The organism is Limnohabitans sp., assembly GCF_034680285.1.
Lineage (GTDB): Bacteria > Pseudomonadota > Gammaproteobacteria > Burkholderiales > Burkholderiaceae_C > Limnohabitans_A.
The window spans coordinates 101,343-126,467 of record NZ_JAXITC010000006.1 but is presented as its reverse complement, the minus strand read 5'-3'; the positions used below and the strand labels follow the sequence as shown (position 1 = coordinate 126,467).

Annotated in this window: 23 protein-coding genes; 8 read left to right on the top strand and 15 right to left on the bottom strand. The window is 50.0% G+C overall.

Annotated elements, in window-relative coordinates; genetic code table 11:
• Positions 1-20 precede the first annotated feature (20 nt).
• From fliF to SWE17_RS07070, 8 genes are all read right to left on the bottom strand, one after another.
• Positions 21-1,838, bottom strand: coding sequence for a flagellar basal-body MS-ring/collar protein FliF (fliF, locus tag SWE17_RS07105; RefSeq protein WP_322992409.1), 1,818 nt, complete (start codon positions 1,836-1,838; stop codon positions 21-23).
• A gap of 62 nt (positions 1,839-1,900) precedes the next feature.
• On the bottom strand, positions 1,901-2,272 hold the full coding sequence (gene fliE, locus SWE17_RS07100; RefSeq protein ID WP_322992408.1) for a flagellar hook-basal body complex protein FliE: 372 nt from the start codon (positions 2,270-2,272) through the stop codon (positions 1,901-1,903).
• 11 nt (positions 2,273-2,283) lie between these two features.
• The gene (locus SWE17_RS07095) at positions 2,284-3,723 is read right to left on the bottom strand and encodes a sigma-54 dependent transcriptional regulator (RefSeq protein WP_322992407.1); all 1,440 of its coding nucleotides are present in this window, start codon (positions 3,721-3,723) and stop codon (positions 2,284-2,286) included.
• 159 nt (positions 3,724-3,882) lie between these two features.
• On the bottom strand, positions 3,883-4,095 hold the full coding sequence (locus tag SWE17_RS07090; protein WP_322992406.1) for a hypothetical protein: 213 nt from the start codon (positions 4,093-4,095) through the stop codon (positions 3,883-3,885).
• A 54-nt stretch (positions 4,096-4,149) separates the two neighbouring features.
• Positions 4,150-5,001 (bottom strand): flagellin, encoded by an 852-nt coding sequence (locus tag SWE17_RS07085; RefSeq protein ID WP_322992405.1) that lies wholly within the window; start codon positions 4,999-5,001, stop codon positions 4,150-4,152.
• A 62-nt stretch (positions 5,002-5,063) separates the two neighbouring features.
• Complete coding sequence (locus SWE17_RS07080; RefSeq protein WP_322992404.1) at positions 5,064-5,540, bottom strand: hypothetical protein; 477 nt, start codon at positions 5,538-5,540, stop codon at positions 5,064-5,066.
• Between the two features lie 343 nt (positions 5,541-5,883).
• Complete coding sequence (locus SWE17_RS07075) at positions 5,884-6,342, bottom strand: tetratricopeptide repeat protein (protein ID WP_322992403.1); 459 nt, start codon at positions 6,340-6,342, stop codon at positions 5,884-5,886.
• 101 nt (positions 6,343-6,443) lie between these two features.
• On the bottom strand, positions 6,444-7,280 hold the full coding sequence (locus tag SWE17_RS07070; protein WP_322992402.1) for a flagellin: 837 nt from the start codon (positions 7,278-7,280) through the stop codon (positions 6,444-6,446).
• 173 nt (positions 7,281-7,453) lie between these two features.
• Between SWE17_RS07070 and SWE17_RS07065 the strand changes: the two genes are divergently transcribed.
• The 7 genes from SWE17_RS07065 (at position 7,454) to galE (ending at position 15,739) form a co-directional block, all read left to right on the top strand.
• Positions 7,454-9,106 carry a tetratricopeptide repeat protein gene (locus SWE17_RS07065; protein ID WP_322992401.1) on the top strand — a complete coding sequence of 551 codons (1,653 nt, stop codon included), beginning with the start codon at positions 7,454-7,456 and terminating at the stop codon, positions 9,104-9,106.
• Positions 9,099-10,445 carry a 2-C-methyl-D-erythritol 4-phosphate cytidylyltransferase gene (gene ispD / locus SWE17_RS07060; protein ID WP_322992400.1) on the top strand — a complete coding sequence of 449 codons (1,347 nt, stop codon included), beginning with the start codon at positions 9,099-9,101 and terminating at the stop codon, positions 10,443-10,445. The genes SWE17_RS07065 and ispD overlap by 8 nt, the downstream gene beginning before the upstream one ends.
• 51 nt (positions 10,446-10,496) lie before the next feature.
• Entirely contained in the window at positions 10,497-11,264 is a 768-nt protein-coding gene (locus tag SWE17_RS07055; protein WP_322992399.1) for a hypothetical protein, read from the top strand.
• Positions 11,261-12,196 (top strand): KpsF/GutQ family sugar-phosphate isomerase, encoded by a 936-nt coding sequence (locus SWE17_RS07050; RefSeq protein WP_322992398.1) that lies wholly within the window; start codon positions 11,261-11,263, stop codon positions 12,194-12,196. The genes SWE17_RS07055 and SWE17_RS07050 overlap by 4 nt, the downstream gene beginning before the upstream one ends.
• Before the next feature lies 1 nt (position 12,197).
• On the top strand, positions 12,198-13,508 hold the full coding sequence (locus tag SWE17_RS07045) for a cytidylyltransferase domain-containing protein (RefSeq protein ID WP_322992397.1): 1,311 nt from the start codon (positions 12,198-12,200) through the stop codon (positions 13,506-13,508).
• 25 nt (positions 13,509-13,533) lie between these two features.
• Positions 13,534-14,550 carry a glycosyltransferase family 2 protein gene (locus tag SWE17_RS07040; protein ID WP_322992396.1) on the top strand — a complete coding sequence of 339 codons (1,017 nt, stop codon included), beginning with the start codon at positions 13,534-13,536 and terminating at the stop codon, positions 14,548-14,550.
• Positions 14,551-14,722: 172 nt separating this feature from the next.
• Entirely contained in the window at positions 14,723-15,739 is a 1,017-nt protein-coding gene (gene galE / locus SWE17_RS07035; protein WP_322992395.1) for a UDP-glucose 4-epimerase GalE, read from the top strand.
• Positions 15,740-15,815: 76 nt separating this feature from the next.
• Here the strand turns inward: galE and SWE17_RS07030 are convergent, their stop codons facing one another.
• The 5 genes from SWE17_RS07030 to SWE17_RS07010 form a co-directional block, all read right to left on the bottom strand.
• Complete coding sequence (locus SWE17_RS07030) at positions 15,816-16,691, bottom strand: hypothetical protein (protein ID WP_322992394.1); 876 nt, start codon at positions 16,689-16,691, stop codon at positions 15,816-15,818.
• A gap of 19 nt (positions 16,692-16,710) precedes the next feature.
• Positions 16,711-17,724 (bottom strand): UDP-galactopyranose mutase, encoded by a 1,014-nt coding sequence (locus SWE17_RS07025; RefSeq protein ID WP_322992393.1) that lies wholly within the window; start codon positions 17,722-17,724, stop codon positions 16,711-16,713.
• Positions 17,721-18,857 carry a hypothetical protein gene (locus SWE17_RS07020; protein WP_322992392.1) on the bottom strand — a complete coding sequence of 379 codons (1,137 nt, stop codon included), beginning with the start codon at positions 18,855-18,857 and terminating at the stop codon, positions 17,721-17,723. Before SWE17_RS07020 ends, SWE17_RS07025 begins: the two co-directional genes overlap by 4 nt.
• 149 nt (positions 18,858-19,006) lie before the next feature.
• Positions 19,007-19,864, bottom strand: a complete 858-nt coding sequence (locus tag SWE17_RS07015; RefSeq protein ID WP_322992391.1) for a flagellin — start codon at positions 19,862-19,864, stop codon at positions 19,007-19,009.
• A gap of 161 nt (positions 19,865-20,025) precedes the next feature.
• On the bottom strand, positions 20,026-20,394 hold the full coding sequence (locus tag SWE17_RS07010; protein ID WP_322992390.1) for a flagellar protein FlaG: 369 nt from the start codon (positions 20,392-20,394) through the stop codon (positions 20,026-20,028).
• 401 nt (positions 20,395-20,795) lie between these two features.
• Between SWE17_RS07010 and SWE17_RS07005 the strand changes: the two genes are divergently transcribed.
• Positions 20,796-21,329, top strand: a complete 534-nt coding sequence (locus tag SWE17_RS07005; RefSeq protein WP_322992389.1) for a hypothetical protein — start codon at positions 20,796-20,798, stop codon at positions 21,327-21,329.
• Between the two features lie 40 nt (positions 21,330-21,369).
• Here SWE17_RS07005 and SWE17_RS07000 read toward each other — a convergent pair whose 3' ends face one another.
• Positions 21,370-21,786, bottom strand: a complete 417-nt coding sequence (locus SWE17_RS07000) for a chemotaxis protein CheW (protein WP_322992388.1) — start codon at positions 21,784-21,786, stop codon at positions 21,370-21,372.
• Positions 21,787-21,804: 18 nt separating this feature from the next.
• Positions 21,805-25,107 (bottom strand): chemotaxis protein CheA, encoded by a 3,303-nt coding sequence (locus SWE17_RS06995; protein WP_322992387.1) that lies wholly within the window; start codon positions 25,105-25,107, stop codon positions 21,805-21,807.
• Positions 25,108-25,125 lie beyond the last annotated feature (18 nt).

The following is a 25,125-nucleotide window of genomic DNA, read 5'->3' as shown; positions in this document are numbered from 1 at the left end:
TCTTTGTTCCTGTTTTAAGCTCAATTGACCTTGATCATGCCCTTGAGCACGTTGGCCACACGGCCTGAGTCTTCGGCCACCAGCATGCGGATGAGCGCCACTTTGTCGTCGTAGGTGTTGGCAGTGTCCAGCATGTCCATGGAAATGCTCGACTTCTTGGGCTTGAGCTTGGCTTTGATCTCTTGCAAGCTGTCGCCTTCGCCAATCTGGATCATGCGCATGTCGTCTTCGCTCAACTCGCCATCGCTGAGAGCTGCCTTGGCTTGTTCGGCCTCTGCCACACGGTCTGCATAGATGTTGCGCATGATGGGGCGAATCACGATGAACATGAACACAATGAAGCTGACGGCAAGCAAAGAGCTCTTGATGCCGGTTTGCACAATGTCTTCCAGGTACCAAGGAATGGTTTCCAGGCTGGCTGGCGCTTCGAACTTGGCAGGCACCACAGACACGTTGTCGCCGCGCTGTTGGTCAAAACCCACCACACCACGCACCACTTGCAGCATTTGCTCCAACTCTTGTGGGGTGTAAGCCACTGTTGTGGGGGCGTTGGGCACCACGGGGGCGTCTTTGGCGGGAGGTGGCGCTGGGCGCTCATTCACCACCACGGCCACGCTGATCTTCATCACACCACCTGTGGCGTTGCGCACATGGCGCACCGTGCGGTCCAGCTCAAAGTTGCGGGTGGATCGGCTGCTGAGTTTGCTGCCCGATTCGCCTTGGCCTTTGTTGGCATCTGCTCCTGTGGCGTCTGTCGTGGTAGGGGCTACTGGGGCTGTGTTCGACAATGAGCCTGGCACACCTTCGGCCGATTTGGAGGCGGCGCGGTCTTCGGCCAATACTTCCGAACGAGTACGGGGACCTTTGTCGCGGTTATCAAAATCTTCTGTTGTGCTTTCAATCTGTGTGAAATCCAGCGACAAGTTCACCTGCGAACGCACGTTGGCTTCTCCCACCATGGGCGCCAAAATTTGCATGATGCGGTTGCGGTACACCTCTTCGAGCTGCTGCTTGTGCTGCTCTTGTGCTGAAGTCAAACCCAGCTTTTGCTCGGTGGCCGACTCGGTCATGAGTTTGCCCACGTTGTCGACCACCGTGACATGGTCAGGCGACAAGTAAGGCACGCTGGACGACACCAGGTGAACAATGGCTTGCACTTGCGAGGCAGACACGGCGCGGCCAGGGTAGGGCGCCAACACCACAGAAGCTTTGGGCGGCGTGCGGTCACGTACAAACACGCTTTGCTTGGGTGTGGCCAGGTGCACACGGGCGCTTTGTACGCTGCCAATTTGCATGATGCTTCGGGCCAGCTCTTGTTCCATCGCCGCATTGACCTTGACCTGCTCCATGAACTGGCTGGTGGTCATGGACGACTGTTCTTTCAGGCCATCCAAGCCCGTGGCGCCCGCTTTGGGCAAACCTTGCGAAGCCAAAAAGATGCGCGCTTCGTGAAAGCGGGTGCTGGGCACGGTCAGCTGGCCAGTGGCCGGGTCAATCTTGGGGCTGAAGTCGGCGGTCTTGAGCGACTCAAAAGCTTTTTGTTGGTCAGCTTCTTGCAGACCGGGCATGACGGGGCGGTAAGGCACCACGTTCATCCATGAATAAATCAAGCCAAAAACCACCACAACGACCAGCATGATGATCAAAGGCAACACTTTGCGAACCGACGGCTCGTTGACAACTTTGGAGAACGAATCTGCCATGCCCTTGGTGCTCCAAGGGCTCAGACCCGTGCTGGCGGTTTTCCCGTCCTTGTCGGGCGCACCAGGGACGGTGGCCAAACTGCTGCCGCCAGCGGTGGTGGCGGGTAAGTTGTCAGACCCTTGGGGGGTTGTCATCACCCCGGTGTTCATTGTTGCGATTGCTGCAGCCATGTTGTTTCTTCTTCAGTTTTTTAGGGTCAGACTGGCATGTTCAGGATGTCTTCGTAAGCCTTGAGCACCTTGTTGCGAACTTGCAAGGTGGCTTCAAAGGCCAATGAAGATTTCTGCATGCCCAGCACCACGTCGGTCAGCGCCATGTTTTCGCCACGGTCAAAAGCTGCACGCATGTCAGACGACTGGACTTGCAGATCGTTCACTTGCCCGAGGGCGCCCGAGACCAGGTCAGAAAAACCTGTTTTCTGCACGCCGCCTGTGGCGCCGTTTTGGGCGCCGCCCAACTCGGTGGCACCGGGCATGCCCATGGATTTTCCAGCCGCTTCGCTTTGGTGGCTGCGCAGGGTTTGCAGCATCGACTGAATGCTGGCAGGGGAAATGGCTTTGTCGATCATGCGTGTCTCCTTCAGCAGGCCGCGCTGGCCATGCCCAAGCCGTGCTCACGCAGCTGCGCGAGTTTGTAGCGCAAGGTCCGTGGGCTGATGCCCAGAACCTTGGCGGCTTCTGTTTTGCTGGGGGTGTTGGCCAAGGTGGCCATGATCACTTGGTGTTCGTTCATGCGGGCCGCGCTGTTCAAGTCGGTCGCCTGGGGCATTTCTTCAGGCATGGCACGGGGCATGGGGCTGGTCATCTCTGACATCTCCGGCTGCGTGCTCACGATGTTGGAGACCGGCAGGGCGGGTGCTGCGGCCATGGCCGATGCTGTCAACCAATCGTCAAACATCAGGTGTGCGGGGGTGACCACATGGTCAGCGCACAGCACCATGGCGCGGCGCATCACGTTTTCGAGTTCGCGCACGTTGCCAGGCCATGGGTATTGCAGCAACTGCGCTTGGGCCTGTGGCAACAACTGCCAAGGCTTTTTGTCATGTTGCAACAAGCATTGCATGGCCAAGGGAATGATGTCACCAGGGCGCTCGGCCAGGGGCAGCAAACGCATGCGGAAAGTGGCAATGCGGTAGTACAGGTCTTCGCGGAATTCGCGCTCGACAATGGCTTTTTTCAGGTCTTTGTTGGTGGCCGCCACAATGCGCACGTTCAACTGGATGATGGTCTGGCCACCCAGGCGGGTGAGCTGGCGCTCTTGCAACACGCGCAGCAGCTTGCTTTGCAGGTGCATGGGCATCTCGCCAATCTCGTCCAAGAACAAGGTGCCGCCTTGGGCTTGCTCGAACAAACCTTTTTGCTCACGGTGTGCGCCTGTGAAAGCGCCCTTTTCGTGACCAAACAACATGTCTTCGATCAGGTTTTCTGGCATGGCCGCGCAGTTCAGGGCCACAAACGGGCCTTGTGCGCGGCCTGAAGACTCATGCAGCACACGGGCCAACACTTCTTTACCCGAGCCCGTGGGGCCGACCAGCAGGGCCGTCACATCGGCTTGGGCCACTTTTTGGGCCAAAGCCAAAAGGTGTTGGCTGGCCGGGTCGACAAACACCACGTTGCGCACAGGCTGGGGTGACAAGCGGGTGGCCGTTGGGTTGAGCTGGTTGTGCAAGCGCAGCCAAGAGGCTTGGCGAACATCTTGAGCGGCCAGCACCGTGAGTGCGCCAGCTTGCGTGGCTTCCACAGCCAGGTCCAATTCTTGGCGATCGACTCGGCACACCACGGGGGTGCTCAGGCCAGCGTCTTGCAAAAGTTGTTGAACCGCTTTGAGCCGGGTGACGTCGGCCGTGAGGTGCAACACCACCATGGCGGCTTCGGCAGCATGGGCGAGCAAGTTGTCGAGGGTGTTGACGGGCATCACCGCCCAGCCACTGACCTGCAGCGCTTGGCTGTGCTCGGGGCTCAGGGCGGCTTCGGGGTCCAGCCAAAGGGCCAGGGGGTTGGTCGAGTGTTGTGACTTCACGGTGTTGGTCTCATGTTCAGATGAGACTAACTAAGCAACCCTTGTGCCAGCTTAAATTTGTATTTCTAGAAACCCAAAAAACATCAAAATGAATACTTTGATATTTTTATTGGTATGGGGAAATTGACAGGGGCTTGACGAAAGATTGACAGCCCAAAATCAAGCTTTGGCGACGATTTCTTTGGGCGAAAACAGGCGGCAAAATTGCCCGTCGACTCGCAGCACTTCCAGGGACGGAATCAGGCGTGACTGAAAGCCCATGCTGCGGCAAGCATAAGGCGAAGAGGGGATGTGGGTGATCGCAAAATGCCGGCATTGCCAGCAATTGGGGCCACGGGTGGCCGGCTCCTGTCCCTTGCCCAGATCAGACATGGCTGATGGGGCAAGGTGTGACAGTTTTCATCGAGGAAGTCTCAATGCGGCTCATCAGCCCAGAAGCTTCAAAACAGATTGCTGGCTTTGGTTGGCCTGGGCCAGGATCGCCGTTGCCGCCTGCTGGATGATCTGCGTGCGTGCCAACTCGGCCGAAGCTTTGGCGTAATCGGTGTCGAGAATACGGCTGCGCGATGCGCTGGCGTTTTGCGACACGTTGGTCAGGTTGTCCACGGCATACGTTAAACGGTTGATGGTGGCACCAAACTTCGCGCGATCATTGTCGATCATGCTGATGGCTGCATCCAATGACTCCAAGGCAGATGAAGCAGATGCCGCGGTAGCCAAGGAAATAGCGCTCACACCCAAAGTGGTGGTGGTGATCTCATTGAGCTGAACGGCGATGCGGTCTGTCTCTGTGCCATCCACACCCAATTGCAAACGAACGTTGCCACCGCTTCCGATGCCGCCAGAAGTGCCAGCGCTTTTTGCGATGAACAGCTTCATGCCGTTCCATTCGGTGTTGTTGCCAATTCGCGAAATCTCGTTTTGCAGTTCGGTTACTTCTGCATACAAAGCAGAACGGTCACCGGCTGTGTAAGTGTCGTTGGCGGCCTGGACGGCCAGCTCGCGCATGCGCTGAAGCATGTTGGTGATCTCAGTGGTGGCACCTTCGGCCGTTTGCAAGAGCGAAATGCCATCGTTTGCGTTTCGAACCGCTTGGTTCAGACCGCGGATTTGTGCGGTCATTTTGTTGCTGATCGCCAAGCCGGCTGCGTCATCGGCCGCGCTGTTGATGCGCTTGCCAGTCGACAGCTGCTCCATGCTGCTCGACAAGGCACGGTTGTTCCGTGTCAAAGCGTTTTGGCTGATGAGTGAATTGATGTTGGTGTTGATAACGGTCATGATTTGTACTCTTTAAGAAATGGGTTTGAAAAGTTTTTGGACAGGACAGACTCTGGTAGGCGTCAATGCAAAAGCGTGGTCGCCAAATCGGGTGTCTCGGCAGAGACGAGTTTTTGAAGGGATAAAAATTCGTCTTGCAAAGCGCGTTCGTTGGGGTAGGTGGCCACGGCTTGTTTCGCTTTGAGCAGGGCCCTGCTGAATTCACTTTGGCATCGGATCACGCGGATCAGGTGCAACCAAGTCAAGGGTTTGACCGCATCGGCTTGAACTGTCATCAAATGCGACAACAGTTCTTCGGCCGATTTCCAGTCCAGTTTGATTTCTGACAACAAAGCACTGATGGCCAAGATGTCTTCACTGTCTGGGTAGAGGCTGAGCCCCGCTGCAGACAATGCATCGGCCAAATCCATGTGGCCACCACTGACCAGGCTGGAAATGGTCTGACGAATCTCTGCAGCTGTGAACTTAGAGACTTGCCGCTGAGTCAAATATTGACCCGTATCGGATTGCGACAACATGTCGCTTAACAGCATGGACATCATGGACTCCCAATGGATGTGTCAAAAATTTTCGGGTTTGACAGTTCAAAACCGATGTAGCAACCTCTTAAGCAAAGGCTGTGCCAGCTTTTTTGTGGCGTAAATCGTGGGTTTTGCCATATGCTTGACGGGAAATCCCTCGATTTAAAACCGCTCAATGGCTGCTATGGCCCTAAATTTGACGGAAATTCGCCTGCTTGTTGTGTGGCCGATTGCCGCTTGGCAAAGTTTTGCCGCTTGGGCCCACCAAACAAAACGGCCCCACCTGTCGAGGTGGGGCCGTTTGTATATGGCCGCTGCAGTGTTTCAGTGGTCAGTTCGAATCGTTTCTTGGGTTCTTAACTCAAGCGACTTTGAGTGCAGGTTGAACACCCACTTGCTGCAGCGCCAAAAAGGCTTCCTGTAAAGCTGGATCATTGGGGTGGTTGGCCAAGCCTTGGGCAGCTGCCGTCATGGCGCGATCGTTCTCTCCGTTGCATCGTAAAACGCGCACCCATTGCGCCCAAGTGTTGGCAGGTGTCGCATGACTTTGCAAATCGATCAATTTTTCTAAAGCGTGGCTTGCGGCCGGCCAATCTTGACGGATCTGGCAGACCAATGCCCGGATGACCAAGATGTCTTCGCTTTTGGGAAAGCGTTTGAGGGCTTCGGAAGACAAGGTTTCCGCCTCTTCCATGTGGTTTTGTCCCACCAGGTCGGCAATCGATTGCCGGATTTTTGTCGGGCTTAGCTCCTGTGTAGCCAAGCTGAGCAAAGCCGAATGCGAGGGCTGAGCGAAAAAAGAGGGGGCGGCAAGCAGCATGAGAAGACTCCTGAAAGCTGATCGGCAAGGGTTTGCCGATGAAATGCTTCAAAAGTACAAAGCAATAGGTGTGCCCACACCTTGCTCTTGACGTTGGTTTTTTACCGGAGCAGTGCCAGCACGTACATGGGCCGTTGGTTGGCTTGAGTCAGCATGGCTGCTCCTGCTTGGTCCAAGATCATGGCCCGGGCCAAATCTGCCGTCGTCTGGGCATAGTCAGCATCCATGATCCGGCTTCGGCTTGCACTGGTGTTCATCGAGACATTGGTCGCGTTGTCAGCGGCATAAACCAGCCGGTTGGCTGTGGCGCCCCACAAGCTTCTAGCTTGGTCAATTTCAGTCAGCGCATCTTCAATGGTGGAGAGCGCATTCGTGGCACCCGAACGGGTGCCAAGGTTGATCGATGCCAAAGTTTGCGCATCGGCCAAAGAACCAGTGTCAATGCTTGTCATATCCAACGTGAAAGAGTCAGCCGATGATGCGCCAACATGAAAAGACACCGTTCCTGAATCGCCCGCCTCACCCTTGAGGGCTTTCATGCCGTTCCATTCGGTGTTGTCGAGAATATTCGTAATCTGACCTTGCAAGGCTGTAATCTCTGTTTGGAGCGCGCTGCGGTCTGAACTGGAGTTCGTGTCGTTGCTGGATTGGATGGCCAACTCCTTCATTCGGAACAACATGTCGCTGAGCGTGCCAGCTGCACCGTCGGCAGTTTGCAACATAGAAATACCCTCATTCGCATTGCGGACCGCCATGTTAAGGCTGGAAATCCGGGCACCCATCTTGTTGCCAATGGCTATACCTGCCGCATCGTCTGAGGAACCGTTGACGCGTTTTCCTGTGGAAAGTCGGGTCATGGCCGTGGTGAGGTCGCGTTGGTTCATTGCCATGGCGCGCTGCGCCACCACGGCTGAGATATTGGAATTGACGACGGTCATAGGGCCTCCTGTCCGCTAGCTGGAATCTGTCATTCTTTGATTCGTCACCAAATCCAAGAACTTGAGAGAAATTTTCAAAAAATAATGAGAGCAGGAATTTCTTATTTGGCACAGACATTGCTTGATCTGTCAAAAATCCTACAACGGCCACTAAATTCCGGACGGAGTGTCAGATGAAATTAACTTTGGACATGCATCGAGCGCTGGCATCGATCAATGCCGCCCTGATGAAGGGTGATCAGTCGGCACTGGAGGATGCCTTTGGTGGCGTTAATCTGGAACAGCTCTTGTCGCAAGACACCATCGCCATCACAAGGGCGTTGGGTAAAAAGCCGATCACGCTGCTTTTGTGCACTTTGGCAGAACAAAATGGTGTTGACGTTGTTCGTGCAAAGCACTGGTTGGCTTGTTACCAATCTATTTTGCGCGAACAACTTGAGGCGCCGCTGGACAGTTTGTCACGTCAAAATGTTATTCGGATTGCCTTGGAGTCATTGGTTCAACATCAACCGCTGACTGCTGCTGTTCTATCTGGCAAAAAGATCAAGGGTAACCCACAGGCTTGGCAAGACGCTCTAGAGTTGCTGCTGGACCACAAAGACTGGACTTCAGCACTCGAGTTGCTGCGGCATTTGGGCAAACAGCCCGCAGAAACCCAAATTTGGCTGCAATTGGCCAAAAGCCTTTCGCGCCGTCACCCTCTGTATGTGGAAGAGTCTGGGCAAGCTCAGGTGGATGTGGACTACCAAATTCTGGCCCGACTCTATTTGCTGTGCGCGGATGCGGCTCGCCGTGCCAAAGTGCCCAATGTCTACAAAGCCTTGGTACAACTCGCTTCCAGTGCGCTCGAAACCGATGGCGACTATGGAAAGGCCATCGATCAACTGACGGCCCTGGATCCTCAAAACAATACTCTGGCCTTTCAAATAGATTTGGCCCGCTGCTTGTGCAAACAAGGCGAATCACTGGCATCCATTGCTCGGCTTGACCGCGCCATTGAACTGCTGATCGCGAGCCAAAATCCGTCGGAAGCGTTTTCCGCTGATGCATTGCAAGGCGCTGGCGTTCGCCATGATGGCGCTAAGGCAGAAAAGAGTTTTGATGTGAATAAGGCCGCCCGAGCCTTGAGCGATTTAACCCGTATGGCCAACGAGAAGGGCACGCCCGTGTTTTTGGTATCGGGCACCTTGTTGGGTTATGTGCGCGAAGGGCAGCTCTTGGCACATGACAAAGACATTGATGTCGGCATTGTGGGCTGGGAGAACCAATACGAGCTTTGCATGGCCTTGCAAGAAACCGGGCTGTTCACTGTATCTACACAATACCTGAAGGGCAAAGACACTTATTACATTGCCATCAAACACAACGATACGGGCATGTGGATCGATGTGTTTGTGTACCACCCGCAGGGCAGCCACTGGGTCACGGGTGTTGATTTCTTCTTTGGCTACCGGCAGACCTTTGCCTTCACCCCTTTTGAGCTGCAAGAAATTGAGTTTTTGGGCGTCAAGATGCAAGCGCCAGCCAATGCCGAGCTGAATTTGACAGAAAACTATGGCAACTGGCGCGTGCCGGATGCGTCGTATTTGTCGCACCTCGAGTCTCCATCCACCATGGACAAAGGCAACTTGTCTTACATGATCACAGCCCGCATGTCGATGTTGTCGGCCTGCCTGACCAAGAAGAATTTGAAAATTGAAAAAATCTTGTCTTTGATGCGTGTGTACCAACAAATGCCTGGCGCTATGCCAGAGGAATTGATGACCAAAATCGAAGCTGCGCATTTGAAGCCCGTGGCGGCCACCCAGGATGTTTGCCATGCGTAAAGATGTAGCTTGCATTTTGCTGGCGGGCGGCTCAGGCAGCCGCATGGCGGGAGACCAACCCAAACAGTTTGTACGCATCGCGGGCAAAACCATTTTGGAACACAGTTTGGGCGCGTTGCGACAGCACCTCCCGCTGGTTCGGATTGTGGTCACTGCGCCATTTGCCGATGTGGACAAAGTGGCGCGCATGTTCCAGCACGACCCTTTGGTGCAGGTGATCGCAGGCGGTGTCAGCCGCCAAGCTTCAACCCTCAAAGGTCTTAAAGCCTTGGCCGATGACGCGCCTCACAACATCGTGATCCACGATGGCGCCAGACCGTTTTTGGATGGCCGAACATTGTCGGACGTGATGGAAGCGCTGGAAGAATACGAGGCGGTGGATGTGGCCATCCCCACGGCTGACACCATCATTGCTGAGCGGGATGGGTTCATTGAAAGCATTCCTAAACGCAAACACCTGTTGCGCGGCCAAACGCCACAAGCCTTCCGCTACAAAGACTTGGTCTCTTGCTACCGAACATTGGGCGAGCAAAAGCTCGAGCAATTCACCGACGACTGCGGCATCTTTTTGGCCTGCAACCCCGATGCGCGCGTGCGCATCGTCAAAGGCAGCGAAGAAAACATCAAAGTCACATACCCCATTGATTTGATTTTGGCCGACGAAATGTTCCGCCTGCGGTCTCAAACCTCGAATGTGGACAAACCCGGCGTGAACCTGCGCGGCAAGCGTGTGGTCATTTTTGGGGGCACCCGCGGCATTGGTAAAGCCATGGCTGACATCCTTTTGGGCGGTGGCGCACAGGTCTCGGTTTGTTCACGCGAAAGTGGTTGCGACATCACCCGTGAGATAGACGTTCAACGCGCTTTGCGAAGTGCTGCCGATGAATTTGGCGGCATCGACGTGGTGGTGAATGCCGCAGGTCTTCTCAAAAACGGCAAGTTGCACGAACAAACCGCCGCCGACGCGGCAGAGCAGATCAACATCAATTTGATTGGTGCCCTGAATGTGGCCCGTCAAGCCCATGTTTGGCTGGAACAAACCCAAGGCTCATTGCTGTTCTTTGCTTCCTCGTCATACACAAGAGGACGTGCAGGATCTGCCGTTTACTCGGCCACCAAAGCGGCCATTGTCAATTTGACACAAGGCTTGAGTGAGGAGTGGGCCGAAGACGGCATTCGCGTGAACTGCATTGTCCCTGGACGAACGGACACGGACATGCGCACCTCGAATTTCAAAGCAGAGTCTCAGGAAAGCCTTTTTAACCCGTACCAAATTGCATTGTCCGCCTCTCGGGTGATTTGTGGAGACAACAGTGGACAGTTGGAACGAGTCAATTAATTACAGCGTAAAAGTAAAACAATGATAAGACCCATTATTTTTAACTACAACATGCCGGAGAGTTCGGCCGTATTGTTTGAAAAACTTGTACGCGATGGATTTGCAAAAGAAGATGTATTGCTGGTCGATAATGGATCAGATAAGTTCCCCATGCCGGATCAGACAAACTTTAAATTGCCATATAACATTCGATTCACGGGTCAAGCATATATGGCGTTGACCTATCTTTTAGATTTTTTCGATGATCAAAACTATTTATTAATTACAACAAGTGGTCGCCTGCTTGATGAAATTAATTATAAAGAAAAATTTGAAAAACACTTAATCACTCATGCTGAAAATTATGGGTTTATCAGTGCCGGACTGTTCGGGGGGCTGACGCCATCCAATGCACCAGATCAAATGTTTGCTCCTCAAGGGGGCGGATTGGCCAAAGTCTACAGGTACCAACCCATCGTCATGATGGTCAGCAGAAAACTACTCGAAGTGTGTAGAAGATATTCTGCCGCATATTTTAATTTGAAATTAAAAAGAGGCTGGGGAATTGATCGGGAATTGCAATTCATGGCCAATTTAACTGAAATTAATTGTTATGTTGATAGGTCGTTACCAGTGGAGTGGTTGACAAATTCGACACATGCATCTGGACGAGCAGATGAGTCAACTAAATCGTATTGGCAGGCGGCTGGTTCCGAAATGGAAAAATGCTTTGAATTAAAATATGGCTCAGATTGGGAGAAATTATTTTTAAAAGCATTTGCGGGTGATTTGATATTAAACTCAAGTGGTGATATTTTAAATAAAGAGTGTGAGATATGAATGATTTTCAAGCAATAGGTAAAAGCGTTTTTGAAGTTGAAATTCGTGCGCTTGAAAAAATAAGTGCAGCTCTAGATGGTAATTTTCAAAGGGCCGTAGAAGCCATTTTGAAATGCACTGGAACAGTCATCGTTTGTGGACTGGGTAAGTCAGGACATATCGGGCATAAGATTTCTGCAACTCTCGCCAGCACAGGTACAAAAAGCATTTCACTGCACCCCAGTGAAGCTTTGCATGGTGACCTGGGAAGAATTGGGAAAGATGATTTAATAATCGGAATTTCGTATTCTGGAGAAACAGATGAACTTCTACAAGTTGTTGCTTATGCAAAAATAATGAAAGTACCGGTTATTGCAATCACGGGTGTTGAGAGCTCCACCTTGGCGGTGAATTCAAACATAAAATTAATTACCTATGTTTCAGAAGAAGCCTGTGCGGAATCTCGGGTTCCGACATCATCAACTACAGCTGCATTGGTCATGGGCGATGCGCTTTCAATTGCACTCATGAAAGCGCGAAATTTTAAAATAGAAGATTTTGCGCGATTGCACCCCGGTGGAGCATTAGGGAAATTGCTTCTCACCAAAGTCAAAGATTACTTGAAAAAAGCAATCTTTATCAATGAAACTGCTGGATTTAGAGAGGTCATCATTGAAATCGCAAAAGGAAATGGCCTGCTTGTTGTTAAACGTGAAAATGGAGAAGTGGGTGTGATCACAGACGGAGATGTGCGACGACACATGCAGCAATTTAAATTTACCGATATGGAGTCACTCATCGCAGAGAACATCATGTCAATAAATCCCAAAATGATCGATGCAGATGATTCATGTGTCAATGCAGACCGGGTAATGAAAGAGATGGGTGTAAATTCTCTTGTTGTTAAAGATGGTAATGATTATTTTGTATATAATAGATTAAATGGTAAATAATATGAAAATAGTTGCTTTTTTACCTGCAAAAGGTGCCAGCGATAGAATCCACTCTAAAAATATGAAGTTGCTCGATGGTAAACCGCTTTTCCTTCATACTTTAGAAAAACTTATGAAATGCGATTTCATAGATGAGGTTTTTTTGGATACGGACAGTGAAGAGATGATTGAGATGGCTTCCGAGTTGGGCTGTTCTTTTTTGCGTAGAGATCCATCTTTGGCCAAAAATTCAGCAGATGGCAATAAAATATTTTTAAATGAAGTTAATTATGTAGAGGCGGATATCTACATACAGATATTATGTACAAGCCCTTTTATTGAGCTTGAAACGATTCGAGCGGGCATTAACATGCTCGAGGAACATAACGAGCAAAAAATACCCTATGACTCTGTTGTTATGGTGCGTAAAGAAAAAACATATTTATGGAAGAACGGAAAACCTATTTATGATATGAAAAATATTCCAAATAGTATTGATTTGGAAGATACAATTTTTGAGACAATGGGGCTTTACATGATGCGACGAGAGGCCGCATTATTGCATGGTCGTCGAATTGGGGAAAACCCAGGACTGCTCTATGCTTCAGCCTTGGAATCTGTTGATGTCAACTATCCCGAAGATTTTGACTTGGCAAATTTGATAGCAGCAGGTCGACGAGAATCAGAGCGTAAATTATTTAATAACATCAGAAATATTTTCAGTAGTCCATTGCTCTCGGATATTATGGATGATCTGGGTATGCCTAATCAAGTGATAAAGAATTTAACCCCTAACATCAATGGTGCTAAATTTCTGGGTCGAGCTAAAACATTGAAACTGAGGCCCTTGGCGAAGGGGGAGGATATGTCCGGAATTTACAGTGCGCTCAAAACATATGAAACAATTATTCCAAACGATGTCATCGTTATAAAAAATGACGTGCCAGACTATGCTTACTTCGGTGAGTTAAATGCAAATCTTGCGATTAGGTCAGGTGCATCTGCGGTCGTTATTGATGGAAAGACAAGAGATTCTCCGGAAGTGAGCAGGTTAGGGATGGCTGTTTTTTCGAAGGGGTATACGTGCCAAGATGTTCGAGGTCGAGCCACCGTAGACCATTACAACAAAGCCATTGAGGTAGAGGGTGTGAGGGTTCAACCAGGTGATCTCATCTATGGTGATGCCGAAGGCGTCATCGTTATACCAAGAATGCTCGAGGAAAAAATCATTAAGGAAGCAAGAAGTCGACTTTCTAATGAAAAATCTATTTTAATTGGAATTTCTAAAGGTGATAGTGCTTCTGGACTTGTGAATGAACATGGTTTCTTTTAAATAATGATTTAATTGTATAAAAAGCATGAACAACACTGTCATTCTGTCATGTATTTTGTGCGCTTTCAATGCGGAAAAAACTGTATTGAGAACGTTGGGATCATTGATTACATCATCTAAAATTAATTATGAAATAATTATTATTGATGACGGTAGTACTGATTCAACAAAGAGGCTAATTGAGATTTACAAAAATTTTGCGAATATTAAAATAATTTCTCAAGAAAATTCAGGCCTTGGTGCTGCACGAAATAAAGGTTTAAAAGCAGCGGTGGGTGAGTATGTTATCTTTTGCGACTCTGACGATGTTTTTTTTATTGATAACTTGCTGAACTTGGCATCAGAGGCAGAATCTGGTGGTTACGATATTGCGTGCTCTGAAAGTTATGCTTTGGTTGATTCAACCGAGATCAGTGATTTTTGGGATACACACATCATCAAAATGATGTCAAAGTCATCCCCCGAAGTGTTTAGTTTCGCAAAGTATCTGTTGCAACCCTCTGTTTGCAATAAATTATTCAATCGTAAATTTATTATCGCTGCAGATATTAAATTTGGTGAAGGGGTTCTATTTGAGGATGTGCAATTCACTACACATGCACTACTTTCTACGCGAAAAATAATGTTATCGAAAAAGCCTGTTTTTCTATATGATTTTCATGGAAATGGATCAATAACATCGAATAAATCACTCAAGCGGTTTGATATTTTTAAAAATATGTATGCTGTCATGCCTATTGTGTGTGGTTGTAAATTAAATAAATTGGAATTTTCGGCTATATGTATTTCCTTTATGCGTATAAGTTTGTGGTGTCTCGATAATATCCCTGTGACACATGTTGAAATCTTTAAGAAATATATAATGGAATTTTTTACGTTGATTAAATCCGAGGTGGAGGCGCAGCATTTGGATATTATTAATAAAATTTTGTCGGACCGATGGGACAGGCGCGCAAATTTCATGCTCGGTGCCATCTGGCATTCGGGATTGAGTGATCAGGAGATTTCTGGAAAATTTGAAGAGGCTAATTTAATTATTTAATTTACTGTATCATTGTCTTAACATATATCTATTTGTGAATTTTCATGTTTTATTTTCAAGATGATTGGCTCATTAAATTTTTATTTTAAAATCATCTTTTATGGATATTATTTTTTATTTGGATGCGGATAAAATTTAATTATTTTTCATGTTTTTAATCGGATAATTAATCATGGCTGATAAAATACTTGTGACGGGTGGTGCGGGGTATATTGGATCTCATACCATTGTTGAACTTATGAATTCCGGAGTAGATGTCATTGTTATTGATAATTTCATCAACAGTGATGTTCGAGTTTTTGATCGAATTGAAAAGATATGCGGTAAGAAACCGACTTTCGTAAAAGCCGATGTGCGTGATGAAAGTGTTCTTGATGAGATTTTCTTAAGCCACATAATTGACGGAGTGATTCATTTTGCTGGTCTCAAAGCGGTAGGTGAATCAGTTTCTCGACCAGTCACATATTATCAAAACAACATTGGAACTACACTGTCACTGCTCCAGGCGATGGACCGTGCGAATGTGAGACGTATTGTGTTCAGCTCTTCAGCGACTGTATACGGTGACCCAAGTACCGTTCCAATCAAAGAATGCAGCTCTCTTCAGGTGACCAATCCTTATGGCAGCACTAAATTAATGTGTGAAACAATCCTTCGTGATTTGCAGATGGCAGATCCGAGATGGCATTTTGCTATTCTGCGCTATTTTAATCCAGTCGGTGCACATGCGAGCGGTTTGATCGGTGAGAACCCATCCGGTATACCTAATAATTTGATGCCCTTTATTGCCCAAGTTGCGACAGGCCAACGTGATATTTTGAATATTTTCGGGAATGATTACCCCACGCCCGATGGTACAGGGGTTCGTGACTACATTCACGTGGTTGATTTGGCCAAAGGTCACGTGGCAGCACTTAAATATCTTGAAGAAAAGCAGAAAAGCTTGACTGTTAATCTGGGTACTGGTCACGGTGTCAGTGTTAAGGAGTTGGTCGAAACATTTGAGCGTGTGAATGGCCAACCGATTCCCCGCAGGTTTGTAGCGCGAAGGGCTGGAGATGTTGCGAATTGTTATGCAGATACCAGTTTAGCCAAAGATTTACTCAATTGGAGTGCTCAATATGGTGTTGAAAAAATGTGTTTGGATACTTGGAATTGGCAATCAAAAAATCCCGATGGATACTGTTAATTTGAATTAAATAATATTAATGTGAATTCAACATAATTTATAAAGCCCCTGGGACATGAAATCCCAGGGGCTTGTTTCATGCCGGTTTGGCAATTTGCCTCATTTTTTGGAACATGTTTTGCTGTTGCATGATGTAGTTGACCTGAGTTGCTGTATTGACTTGGCCCGACATTAAAATAATATCTTTGATTAGTAGCATCTCAAAATCTATATTTTTATCTGCTGGCACAATATACTTTTCATAATGACGCGGCTTTCCTCCTAAATTCGTAAGGGGCATTGGTGTGAACGAAAATTTTTCACTGAAGAGTTTTAATTCGTCGCGTGGAGAAAGTCCCCCACCGCTAGTGCCATTGTTAGCAGAACCCACCGGCCGTGTATGTGTGACCGTGATGTCATCAATAATGACTGGAATTGAAAATCCATTTTTCTGAATAATTTCCCACCAGTAATTGTCCATTCCCCATCCAGATTCAGTTACAGTGAAGAGGTCTAAAGTCGCTTCCAACATGCGGCGTGATAGACAGGGGATCATCAATTCAACAAAATTGGTGTACCTGTAATTAAAGCTTGCATGCTTCAAGGTGATGGCATGAGAAAAGTAACTGTTTCTATCGAGTGCTGGTTGGCACAGGTCTGTGTTCATCAATCTGGCTGTATTGAAAACAGCATTCAATTCTTGAGCACTGCATAGCAAGTCGTCATCTGGTAGTAAGATGTAATCATATTCTTTCCAGGCGCCAGTGCTGGTTAAATACTGATGCAAGCCTTTCCATTTTGATCCTTTGATTGGAATGATCTCGTAAAATTTTTCGGTTTCTCCCCAACTCTGAGGGATCTCATTGCCGTAAAAGGTCACGATCAAGTCGAAATCAGGTTCGGCTCCTTTAAGCCAATTCATGTGCAATGATTTTTCACCACTTCTGGCAACAACAAGATTACGCGATTTCATATATTTCTTTCGATAAATTTTAGTTGGGTTTACTTTTTTGAATGAATTCTTGTGCAGTTGCAAGTGAAGAACTGATTACCTGATGCATATCTAGATAAAGATAATTGCCGCATCTTCCTATGAATGTTGTTTTCGTGTTTTTTATTTTTTTGTATTCATTGTATTTCTTTTGATTTTCACCTGCCAAATCATTGATTGGATAATACCGTTCATAATTATTCTCGCGATAATCGCAAGGAAATTCGTAGGTCAACGTTGTTGTATTTTTTTGATCTAAACCGCTAAAATGTTTCCATTCAGTGACTCGGGTGGGCCCTGTTGCTGTCGTGAAGTTGGTGACAGCCGTCTGATAAAGTTGAACCTCTGGAAGTGTAACTGTTTGAAATTTTATTGATCGATAGGGCAGTTCGCCATAGCAGTATTCATAATACTCATCGATGGCCATGCTGTTGAAGCAGTGTTCATACTCATCCTCCATATTTTTATCAAATTTCTTTGATAATTCGACTTTGATGTTAGGGTGATTAAGAATATTTTTAAATATTTCCGTATAGCCATGCAAGGGCATGGCTTGGAAACTGTCATTTGGAAAGTACAAATCATTCTCGTCATCTCTGATTGGTACCCGTTCCAAAATTTTAGGATTGACTTGCTCTAAAGGCAAACCCCACATTTTTTTTGTGTAGGGTTTGTAAAAAGTATCCAGTATCTTTTCCAATGAATATTGGCTTGACGTATTTTTGTTGACAGGCAGTACGTGAAGCTCTTTGGGGTTGACTTTAGCAAGAACTTTGTGTTTGTACTCTACCCATTCCGTAAATTGACTCAGCCATTCCACTACTTTATGGTTCGAGGTATGAAAGATGTGTGGCCCGTATTGATGAACACGTATGCCATGTTCATTGACGTGGTCATATGCGTTACCTGCAATATGATCTCTTTGGTCAATGATATTGATTTTATGGCCTGCTTCTGCCAGAGTTCGCCCGATGGTAGCGCCTGCAAATCCACACCCAACGATCAATATATTCATGATAAAACCTCTTTCAAGTGCTCGCTTGTTGATGGCTTGGCTAAAGTGACGTTGGCACTGAGAAGTTTATTTTCTTTCCCATTCCAAAGGCGATTGATCGTCCACCATTGTGTTCCGACTGCTTCAATCCACTCGTTGGGTTCCAGCGCGCTGATAGTAATTCCTGCTTCTCGGAGTGTGTCGCCTATAAATTTGTCTTCGTACAGGTGCCCTTGAATTTCATCTGGAAATCTGATTGTTTCACTCGCAAATGCACGGATCGCTTTTGAAGAAAGGAAATAAAATGGTCCGTATGCGAATGCACCTGGATATCGTTTGCCATAGGGGCGACGACTCAACTCCGCGTTCTCACATTTTCCGTAATGCCATGTTCGCTCGAAATTGGCTTTGTTATTTCCAGCGAAACCTGCATAATCAAAATTACTTTTAGTCAGTGATAGCATTAATTTTTGTAGTTGGTCGCTATTATTTATTGGGAGATCTTCATCTACTTTGAAGCAATTTGTATTTGCTCCAAATGTTCTGTAGATATATTCAAAAGTTTTTGTTATTTTTTCAGGCAATGATTCGTAATTGTCATTGGCATCCACAACCAGCAAATCCTCATTCAAGATAGGGGGGTGTAGAGGGGCTTCTCGCTGGCCCACCACGATCAAAATCCTAAAGGTGGATCCCAAAATCTTCTGTAATCTTTTGCGTGTCGCCATGGCGATTTCCACACGGGGGTGGCAGCTGATCAGCAGCACCAGATTCGATGATCCTTGTATGCGCAATGATTTTGCAACGACCTCTATCAGGTTTGGGATTTCGGGGGCGTAAGGTTGCAGAACCGCCATTTTTTTGACAGTGCTCCAACAGTTTGTATTTTCTTTTTCCTTGGCATAGGCACCGAGTAATTCAAACAGAAGCTTGGCGCGTTGATGAACCAAGAGGGTGTGGGGCTGATTCAATGCCTCGTCAGCTTCAAACAGTTGGGTGATGACGTCGATTACTTTGCGCGCTGGGGCTGTACCCAAGCTGCTGCTGGCCAGTTCGCTCACTGCCGCTGCGAAGGCCGCCCTTTGTTCGGTCTTTTCGCCTTGGGCTGCGTAATCTACTAACTTTTGTGGCGTGACTTTGCTGTCGATTTTCACAAGTTATTCCTTAAAAGCGATGGTTTTGTCGCTTGATAACTCGTGTAAAGCAATGTTTGTGCCAGTGGATCAATGAAAAAAGCCAATCAGGAAAACCCTGATTGGCTTGAAATGTTTACAAGCCACCCGGAAGGGCAGCTCGGTTGAACTTATCGCAAGAGCGACAGCACTGACTGCGGCGCCTGGTTCGCCTGGGCAAGCATCGCCGTGGCAGCTTGCTGGATGATCTGACTGCGCGCCAACTCGGTAGTGGCTTGGGCGTAGTCGGTGTCCATGATCCGGCTTCGTGAAGCTTGTGCGTTTTGCGAGATGTTGGTCAAGTTGTCAATCGCATAGGTCAAGCGGTTCATCGTTGCACCATAAGTGGAACGCTCTGCATCAATAGTTTCGATGGCATCGTCCAAGGCACTCAGCGCGAGTGTGGCTCCTGATCGGGTGCTCAAAGAAATAGCACCAGCACTCACGCCCAATGCGGTAGCGTCGATATCAGTCAAAGTGACTGTGAAACGGTCACCCGCGGAACCACCGATGCCTACTTGCAAAGTCACCACACCGCCGGATCCGATACCGGTACCGGAAGCGGCGTTACCAGCTGTGAAGAGTTTCATCCCGTTCCACTCAGTGTTGTCAGCGATACGAGAGATTTCAGCACTCAATGACTCCACTTCTGCGTTCAATGAAGAGCGGTCTGAAGCTTGGTAAGTGTCGTTGGCTGCTTGCACGGCCAGTTCACGCATGCGCTGCAGCATGTTGGTGATTTCTTGTGTCGCGCCTTCAGCGGTTTGCAACAAAGAGATGCCGTCGTTGGCGTTGCGCACAGCTTGGTTCAAACCGCGGATCTGAGCGGTCATTTTGTTGCTGATGGCCAGGCCTGCAGCATCGTCCTGAGCGCTGTTGATGCGCTTGCCGGTCGACAGTTGCTGCATGGCTTTGTCCATGCTGCGGTTGTTCACGGACATTGCATTTTGGGCAATGAGCGACTTCACGTTGGTGTTGATGACGGACATGGTCTTACTCCTTGAAGAGGTTTATTTCAAAAGGTTGGCAGGAACCCGAAGGGAGTAGACCTGCCTGTTTGGTACAAAAATTCGGTTTTGAATCTCTGTTACTTGATGAATCGGTTGCTGTTCAACAAGCTTTAGGGCTTTGTTGAACTTTTTTGATCTGATCAAGACTTTCCGTCTTGCATCAGGCCTTTCACGTTGTCCAGGTTGTGGGCGACGCGCAGGGCCACTTCATTGGGGATCTGGCGAACCACTTCACCTTCTTTGTTCTTTACGGTCAGCACCACTTTGTTGGCCACGTCGTCTACGCTAAAGCTCAGGTCGCGGCTGTTTCGGCGCATTTGTTGGTTCAATTGCTCCGATGCCTCTTGTAAAGAGCGTCGGCTTTCCAGCGGATCTTGCTTGGGTTTTGTTTCCACCGCAGGTTTGGCCGCTTCGACGACTTTGGCGCGAACCTCTTCTACCGGTTTGGCAACCTGTGTGCTGGGGACAGCTGCTGGAGGCAGGCGGCTGGGGGTGATGTCGTTGCTCATGGTTTATTCCTTAAATCAAGGCACCCCCTCTGACAGTACTGACGATTGATCCAGCGTTGAGGCCGGCCAATATGGGGGTATCGTCATCTTGATTCGGCAGTGAGCGGCAAAACTTGAGCGGTTTTGTCAAAAAAGCGGCAACTTCTTGCCGCTTTGTGCCTTGAATCCGAGAGTTTCATATAAAAATATAACTTTTATCAAATTTTGAATCAGGTAGGTGAGTCCGGAAAACGCTGTCTGCCCTGATACACGAAATTCTTTTTTTGTCTAAAAAAATTCTCAATATTGACAACAACGCTTATACTGCTAAGCAGTTTGGGGTATGGAATTTGGCGCTGCCGAAGCCCATGTGTTCATTTTTGTCACGCTCTCATGGCGTTGGCTTTTCTTAGCGGGTACTCATGTTTTCGATCTTCAAGGGAGCCGAGTCGCCAGAAGTTCTCAAAAAGCGCGCCAAGCAAGCTTATGAGAAGGTGGTCGAGTCGTCTGCTGATACTTTTGAGGCGAACCGCATGCGCCGGGGCATGGCCATGCTGTGCTGCGCCCAATTGGACAAAACCTTCATCTCGGGTGCTGAGCGCATGGCGGACTGGCAGCAAATGGCTGCTTTTGCGGTGGCCAAGAACGAAGAGCCGCCTCCGATGCCCAAAGCGGACTGTTACCAAAAAATCCGCTCCGGCAAAACAGACATTTGGTCTTATCTGCCACAAGAGTACGCAGACAGCGCCTTCATGTTCGGTGCCAAGTACCAGCGTACTGAACTGACCGTAGAGCAAGCCATCACCGCCATGCAGCAGGTGGCAGACAACATTTGCTTGTCAGAAATTGGCTTGGGTTTTGAGATTGTGGTGATGAAGTTCCTGCGCCAAGAACTCACCCAAAGTGAGAAAGCTTCCGACGTGGAAGAAGACTTGAGCGGTATGTCCAACGAGTAAAAGTGCGTTGGGCCAATTGGCCTAACTCAGTGCTGAAGGTTCAGCCCAAAAAATCTGCAGGCAGTTGTGTTTTGACGCAATAGGCTTTCAGGCCCAGCTTGTTGTCGATCCAGATGCCGTCAAACAGACCATGCGCTGTGGTCATGACGCCCGGCAGTTTGTGCAACTGTTCTCGCGTGGGGTTGCGCAAACCCAAAACCTCGTCAATCAACATCAATACCGGTAAGGCATCCGAGTCGTCTGGGCTGTACACCACGCCGTACTGCCTGTGACTGAGGGCTGTGGCGCACCTTTGCAGGACATATCCCAGGTCACAGCTGGCAATCACCTGGTCTCGCCAAATGGCGTGGTCTTCGGCCGAGCGGCTTTGCTGCTCAAGACCAATGACCTCATGCACCTGCAAAGCAGGAAGCAGGAGATCAATGTCTTCGACTCGGATGTGAAGGAACTGCGCCATTTTTTCGCCGTGCCCGGTTTATGCGCTCACGGGCAAGTGGTGGGGCGTTTGCAGGTTTTCCGCCAAACGGTACAAAGCTGCAGCGTCCAGAATCAACACCACACGCCCATCGCCCAAGATGCTGGCGCCGCCTACACCTGGCAATGCCGCCAAGCGTGGGTGGATGTCTTTGGTGAAGAGTTCTTGGCGACCCACGAACTCTTGCACCGAGACGCCCAATGTGCGTTGCCCGTCGCTGAGCACCACCACATAGCGGTGTGACTGCTTTTCGGCGGGCGGGTAGCCCAGCACTTCTTCCAGTCGCACGATGGGCAAAAAGTTGCCCCGCAGCAAGATCGCGGTGCGGCCTTTGACGGTTTGGTACTCTTCAGGACTGACCTCGACCAACTCGGCCACATAACGGCCGGGGATGGCCATGGTCTGGTTGGCCGTGTTGACCAACAACACTTCTTGCACGGCCGCAGACAGCGGCATTTGCATGGTGAAGGTGGTGCCACGGCCGACTTCGGAGTCGAGATGGATGGTGCCGCCCAAGCGCATCACGCTGGTGCGCACCACGTCCATGCCCACGCCTCGGCCTGAAGTTTCGGTCACCACATCGGCGGTGCTGAAAGCAGGGCGGAAGATGAAGCCCAGAATGTCTTCTTTGCTCATCTGCAGGCTGTCTTCTTCTTTGACCAAGCCGCGGTCCACGGCTTTGCGTCGCACGCGTTCGGGGTCAATGCCTTTGCCGTCGTCGATCACGCGGATCATGATGCGGCTGCCTTGCTGTTCGGCCTGGATACGGATGACCGCTTCATCAGGTTTGCCCGCTTGGCGACGCTCTTCGGGTTTTTCCACGCCGTGGTCGGCGCTGTTGCGCACCATGTGCAAGAGCGGATCGGCCAAAGATTCGACCATGGCTTTGTCGATCTTGACTTCTTGGCCAATCAATTCCAAACGGATTTGCTTGCCTTGTGCCAAAGCCAAGTCGCGCACCATGCGTGGGAAGCGTTTGAACACCAGCTCCACAGGCACGACGCGCAAGCCCATCACGCTGTCTTGCAAGCGTGACAGAGCGCCTTGGATCAGGGCGTCGGTTTCTTGCAGGCGGCGCAGTTGGTCTTCGAGATTTTCAGCGACTTGCTGAATGTCCGCCAATTGGCTTTGGGGGTCTTTCTGATGACCTTCTTGCCGCAAGCGGATCAAACCTTCACGGGCGCGTTGGTCGCTGATGATGTGCGCCAATTGGCCACGCACCAGCACCATCTCGCCAATTTGGTTCATGAACTGGTCGAGCATTTCGCCAGGGACACGGATCACGTTGGAGGAGGCGTTGCCAGCGGCAGGTGTTGCTGCCCGTGCTGGCGCTGCAGCTGCGGTTTTGGCGACCGCCACTTCGGTGGTGCTTGCTGCAACAGCGGGTGCGGTCGGTGCAACCGCCGCTGAGGGTGCTGCTGCAGGTGCAACAGGTGCCTGAGCAGCAGGCGCTGCCGCTGCGGGAGAGGGTGCAGCAGGGGCTGAGGCAGGCGCTGCTGCGGCTGGTGCTTTGGCCGCAGGTGCGGGCGCTGCGGCCGGAGCGGGAGCAGGTGCAGCAGCAGCAGGCTTGGCTGTCGCGTTGGGTTTGTTGTGGTCTTTGCCCAACTCACCCAGCAGCAAGACATGGCCAGAGCCTTGGTCGATGGTGTTCAGGTCTTGCTCAATGGCAGGACGAGGCGCCTTCGAAATGAACAGCATTTCGTACCAGCTGAGGTTGTCCTCAATCAAGGTCCGGTTGGTGATCACACGGCCTTTTTCATGCACCCATTCCAAGAATGCTGTGGCAATGCTCTCAGACGATTCCAAGTGCGCTTTGATCAAATAGGCCAAGTGGCCGTCCTGGATCATCTCAACCAACTCGCGGGTGTTGTCTGGCGAGAGCAGTTCCGACAGTTCAATCGGGATGTTCATCGACGCAACAAACTGGCGAACGGCGTCGACAGGTGTATCGCCCGCATCGTCGTGCGCCCACAGGTAGTCACGAATGCGTTGGTGCAGTCGCTCGTCGGTGTCTTTCAACGGACCTTGCTTCAAAGGCTGACGACCGCTGGCGCCGAGCAAATCACGGATGAATTGCAAAGCTTCACGGGACAGGGCGATGACTTCGTTGTCCATGCCCATTTGGTTGCGCGCTGCGCGTGCAAAGGCATCAACCAAGAGCAAGGGCACGTCGGTGCGCGACTGGGGGTAGAGCGAAGAGAGGTAGCCGTGGATACGTGAAAAGCGCTGCGACAGTTGGTTGGCAATTTCTTCTTCTTGCTCATTGCCCGCGGCTTCCAGTGTCTGCAGCAACTCCTCCACCTGGGTCAAATGCATCAACAGGTTGTCTTTGAGGGTGCGTGCCAAGACTTTGGCCAAGGATTCACCGCCCAGATCCACGCCCGTGGTTTCACCCAGGGTTTTCAGGTCGTCCAAGAAAGCCACGATCACATCGACCATGCGCTCGCCGTCGGCCTGGGAGATCTCCTCCGAGACGGGCAGGGCTTCCAGAATTTCTTCAATCCGGGTGTCAAGGCCTGCGTAACCCAGGCTGTTGGAGCCTTTGAGCATCCAGCTCAAAGGTTTGCGGATGTCGTTGGCCACAGCCAATACTTGAGCGGCTTCTTGTTTGGTCGCAATCGAATTGGCCAAACGTTCCAGAATCGGCAAGCCATTGCTGATCAGGCGCAAGAACACCACTTGACGGTTGTCCGTCGTGCCGTCAGCCGCTTTGGTGGGTTCGGCACGCGCAGGTGCAGGGGTGTTCGCTGGGCTGGCTGTTGCGCTGGCATCTGCAGGCGCAGAGGGGGCGGCTGGTGCAGCAGTTGCAGTGCTGGCAGGAGGAGCCACTTCCTCCGCGACCGGTTCAGGCGCGGGTGCAGGTGCAGCAGGAATTTCGTTTTGGTCAGGCACAGTCAAGGCTTGGCCCTGACTGACCATTTTGAAGGCGCGCTCAAGTTCGGCCAGCAATGCAGCGGGTTTTTCGCCGTCACTGCGCTCAGCCACTGCTTTTTCGCAAAGAACCTTGATCACGTCGAGCGAGCGCAACAACAGGTCAACCGTGTTTTTATCGAGCGCTGCTGTGCCTTCGCGGACCATGCCGAGCAAGTCTTCGCATCGGTGGGCGACCGATTCCAGTGCGCCCAATTCCATGACACGGCTCAGACCCTTGAGCGAGTGAAAAGCCCGGAAGAGCCCCGACACTTCTTCAGCATTGAGTGACTCTCCGTCAGCCTTGACGAGCAAGGACTCAATGCTTTCAATGTGTTCTTCGGTCTCTACTGCGTACTGCGCCCAGATGGTTTCTAGAAAATCGTCAGACACGGTCCCACACTCCTTTCG

Excerpts from the sequence above, each read along its gene's own strand:
- fliF (WP_322992409.1), bottom strand. The coding sequence starts at position 1,838 with ATGACAACCCCCCAAGGGTCTGACAACTTACCCGCCACCACCGCTGGC.
- fliE (WP_322992408.1), bottom strand. The coding sequence starts at position 2,272 with ATGATCGACAAAGCCATTTCCCCTGCCAGCATTCAGTCGATGCTGCAA.
- SWE17_RS07090 (WP_322992406.1), bottom strand. The coding sequence starts at position 4,095 with ATGTCTGATCTGGGCAAGGGACAGGAGCCGGCCACCCGTGGCCCCAAT.
- SWE17_RS07085 (WP_322992405.1), bottom strand. The coding sequence starts at position 5,001 with ATGACCGTTATCAACACCAACATCAATTCACTCATCAGCCAAAACGCT.
- SWE17_RS07080 (WP_322992404.1), bottom strand. The coding sequence starts at position 5,540 with ATGTCCATGCTGTTAAGCGACATGTTGTCGCAATCCGATACGGGTCAA.
- SWE17_RS07075 (WP_322992403.1), bottom strand. The coding sequence starts at position 6,342 with ATGCTGCTTGCCGCCCCCTCTTTTTTCGCTCAGCCCTCGCATTCGGCT.
- SWE17_RS07070 (WP_322992402.1), bottom strand. The coding sequence starts at position 7,280 with ATGACCGTCGTCAATTCCAATATCTCAGCCGTGGTGGCGCAGCGCGCC.
- SWE17_RS07065 (WP_322992401.1), top strand. The coding sequence starts at position 7,454 with ATGAAATTAACTTTGGACATGCATCGAGCGCTGGCATCGATCAATGCC.
- ispD (WP_322992400.1), top strand. The coding sequence starts at position 9,099 with ATGCGTAAAGATGTAGCTTGCATTTTGCTGGCGGGCGGCTCAGGCAGC.
- SWE17_RS07055 (WP_322992399.1), top strand. The coding sequence starts at position 10,497 with ATGCCGGAGAGTTCGGCCGTATTGTTTGAAAAACTTGTACGCGATGGA.
- SWE17_RS07050 (WP_322992398.1), top strand. The coding sequence starts at position 11,261 with ATGAATGATTTTCAAGCAATAGGTAAAAGCGTTTTTGAAGTTGAAATT.
- SWE17_RS07045 (WP_322992397.1), top strand. The coding sequence starts at position 12,198 with ATGAAAATAGTTGCTTTTTTACCTGCAAAAGGTGCCAGCGATAGAATC.
- SWE17_RS07040 (WP_322992396.1), top strand. The coding sequence starts at position 13,534 with ATGAACAACACTGTCATTCTGTCATGTATTTTGTGCGCTTTCAATGCG.
- galE (WP_322992395.1), top strand. The coding sequence starts at position 14,723 with ATGGCTGATAAAATACTTGTGACGGGTGGTGCGGGGTATATTGGATCT.
- SWE17_RS07030 (WP_322992394.1), bottom strand. The coding sequence starts at position 16,691 with ATGAAATCGCGTAATCTTGTTGTTGCCAGAAGTGGTGAAAAATCATTG.
- SWE17_RS07025 (WP_322992393.1), bottom strand. The coding sequence starts at position 17,724 with ATGAATATATTGATCGTTGGGTGTGGATTTGCAGGCGCTACCATCGGG.
- SWE17_RS07015 (WP_322992391.1), bottom strand. The coding sequence starts at position 19,864 with ATGTCCGTCATCAACACCAACGTGAAGTCGCTCATTGCCCAAAATGCA.
- SWE17_RS07010 (WP_322992390.1), bottom strand. The coding sequence starts at position 20,394 with ATGAGCAACGACATCACCCCCAGCCGCCTGCCTCCAGCAGCTGTCCCC.
- SWE17_RS07005 (WP_322992389.1), top strand. The coding sequence starts at position 20,796 with ATGTTTTCGATCTTCAAGGGAGCCGAGTCGCCAGAAGTTCTCAAAAAG.
- SWE17_RS07000 (WP_322992388.1), bottom strand. The coding sequence starts at position 21,786 with ATGGCGCAGTTCCTTCACATCCGAGTCGAAGACATTGATCTCCTGCTT.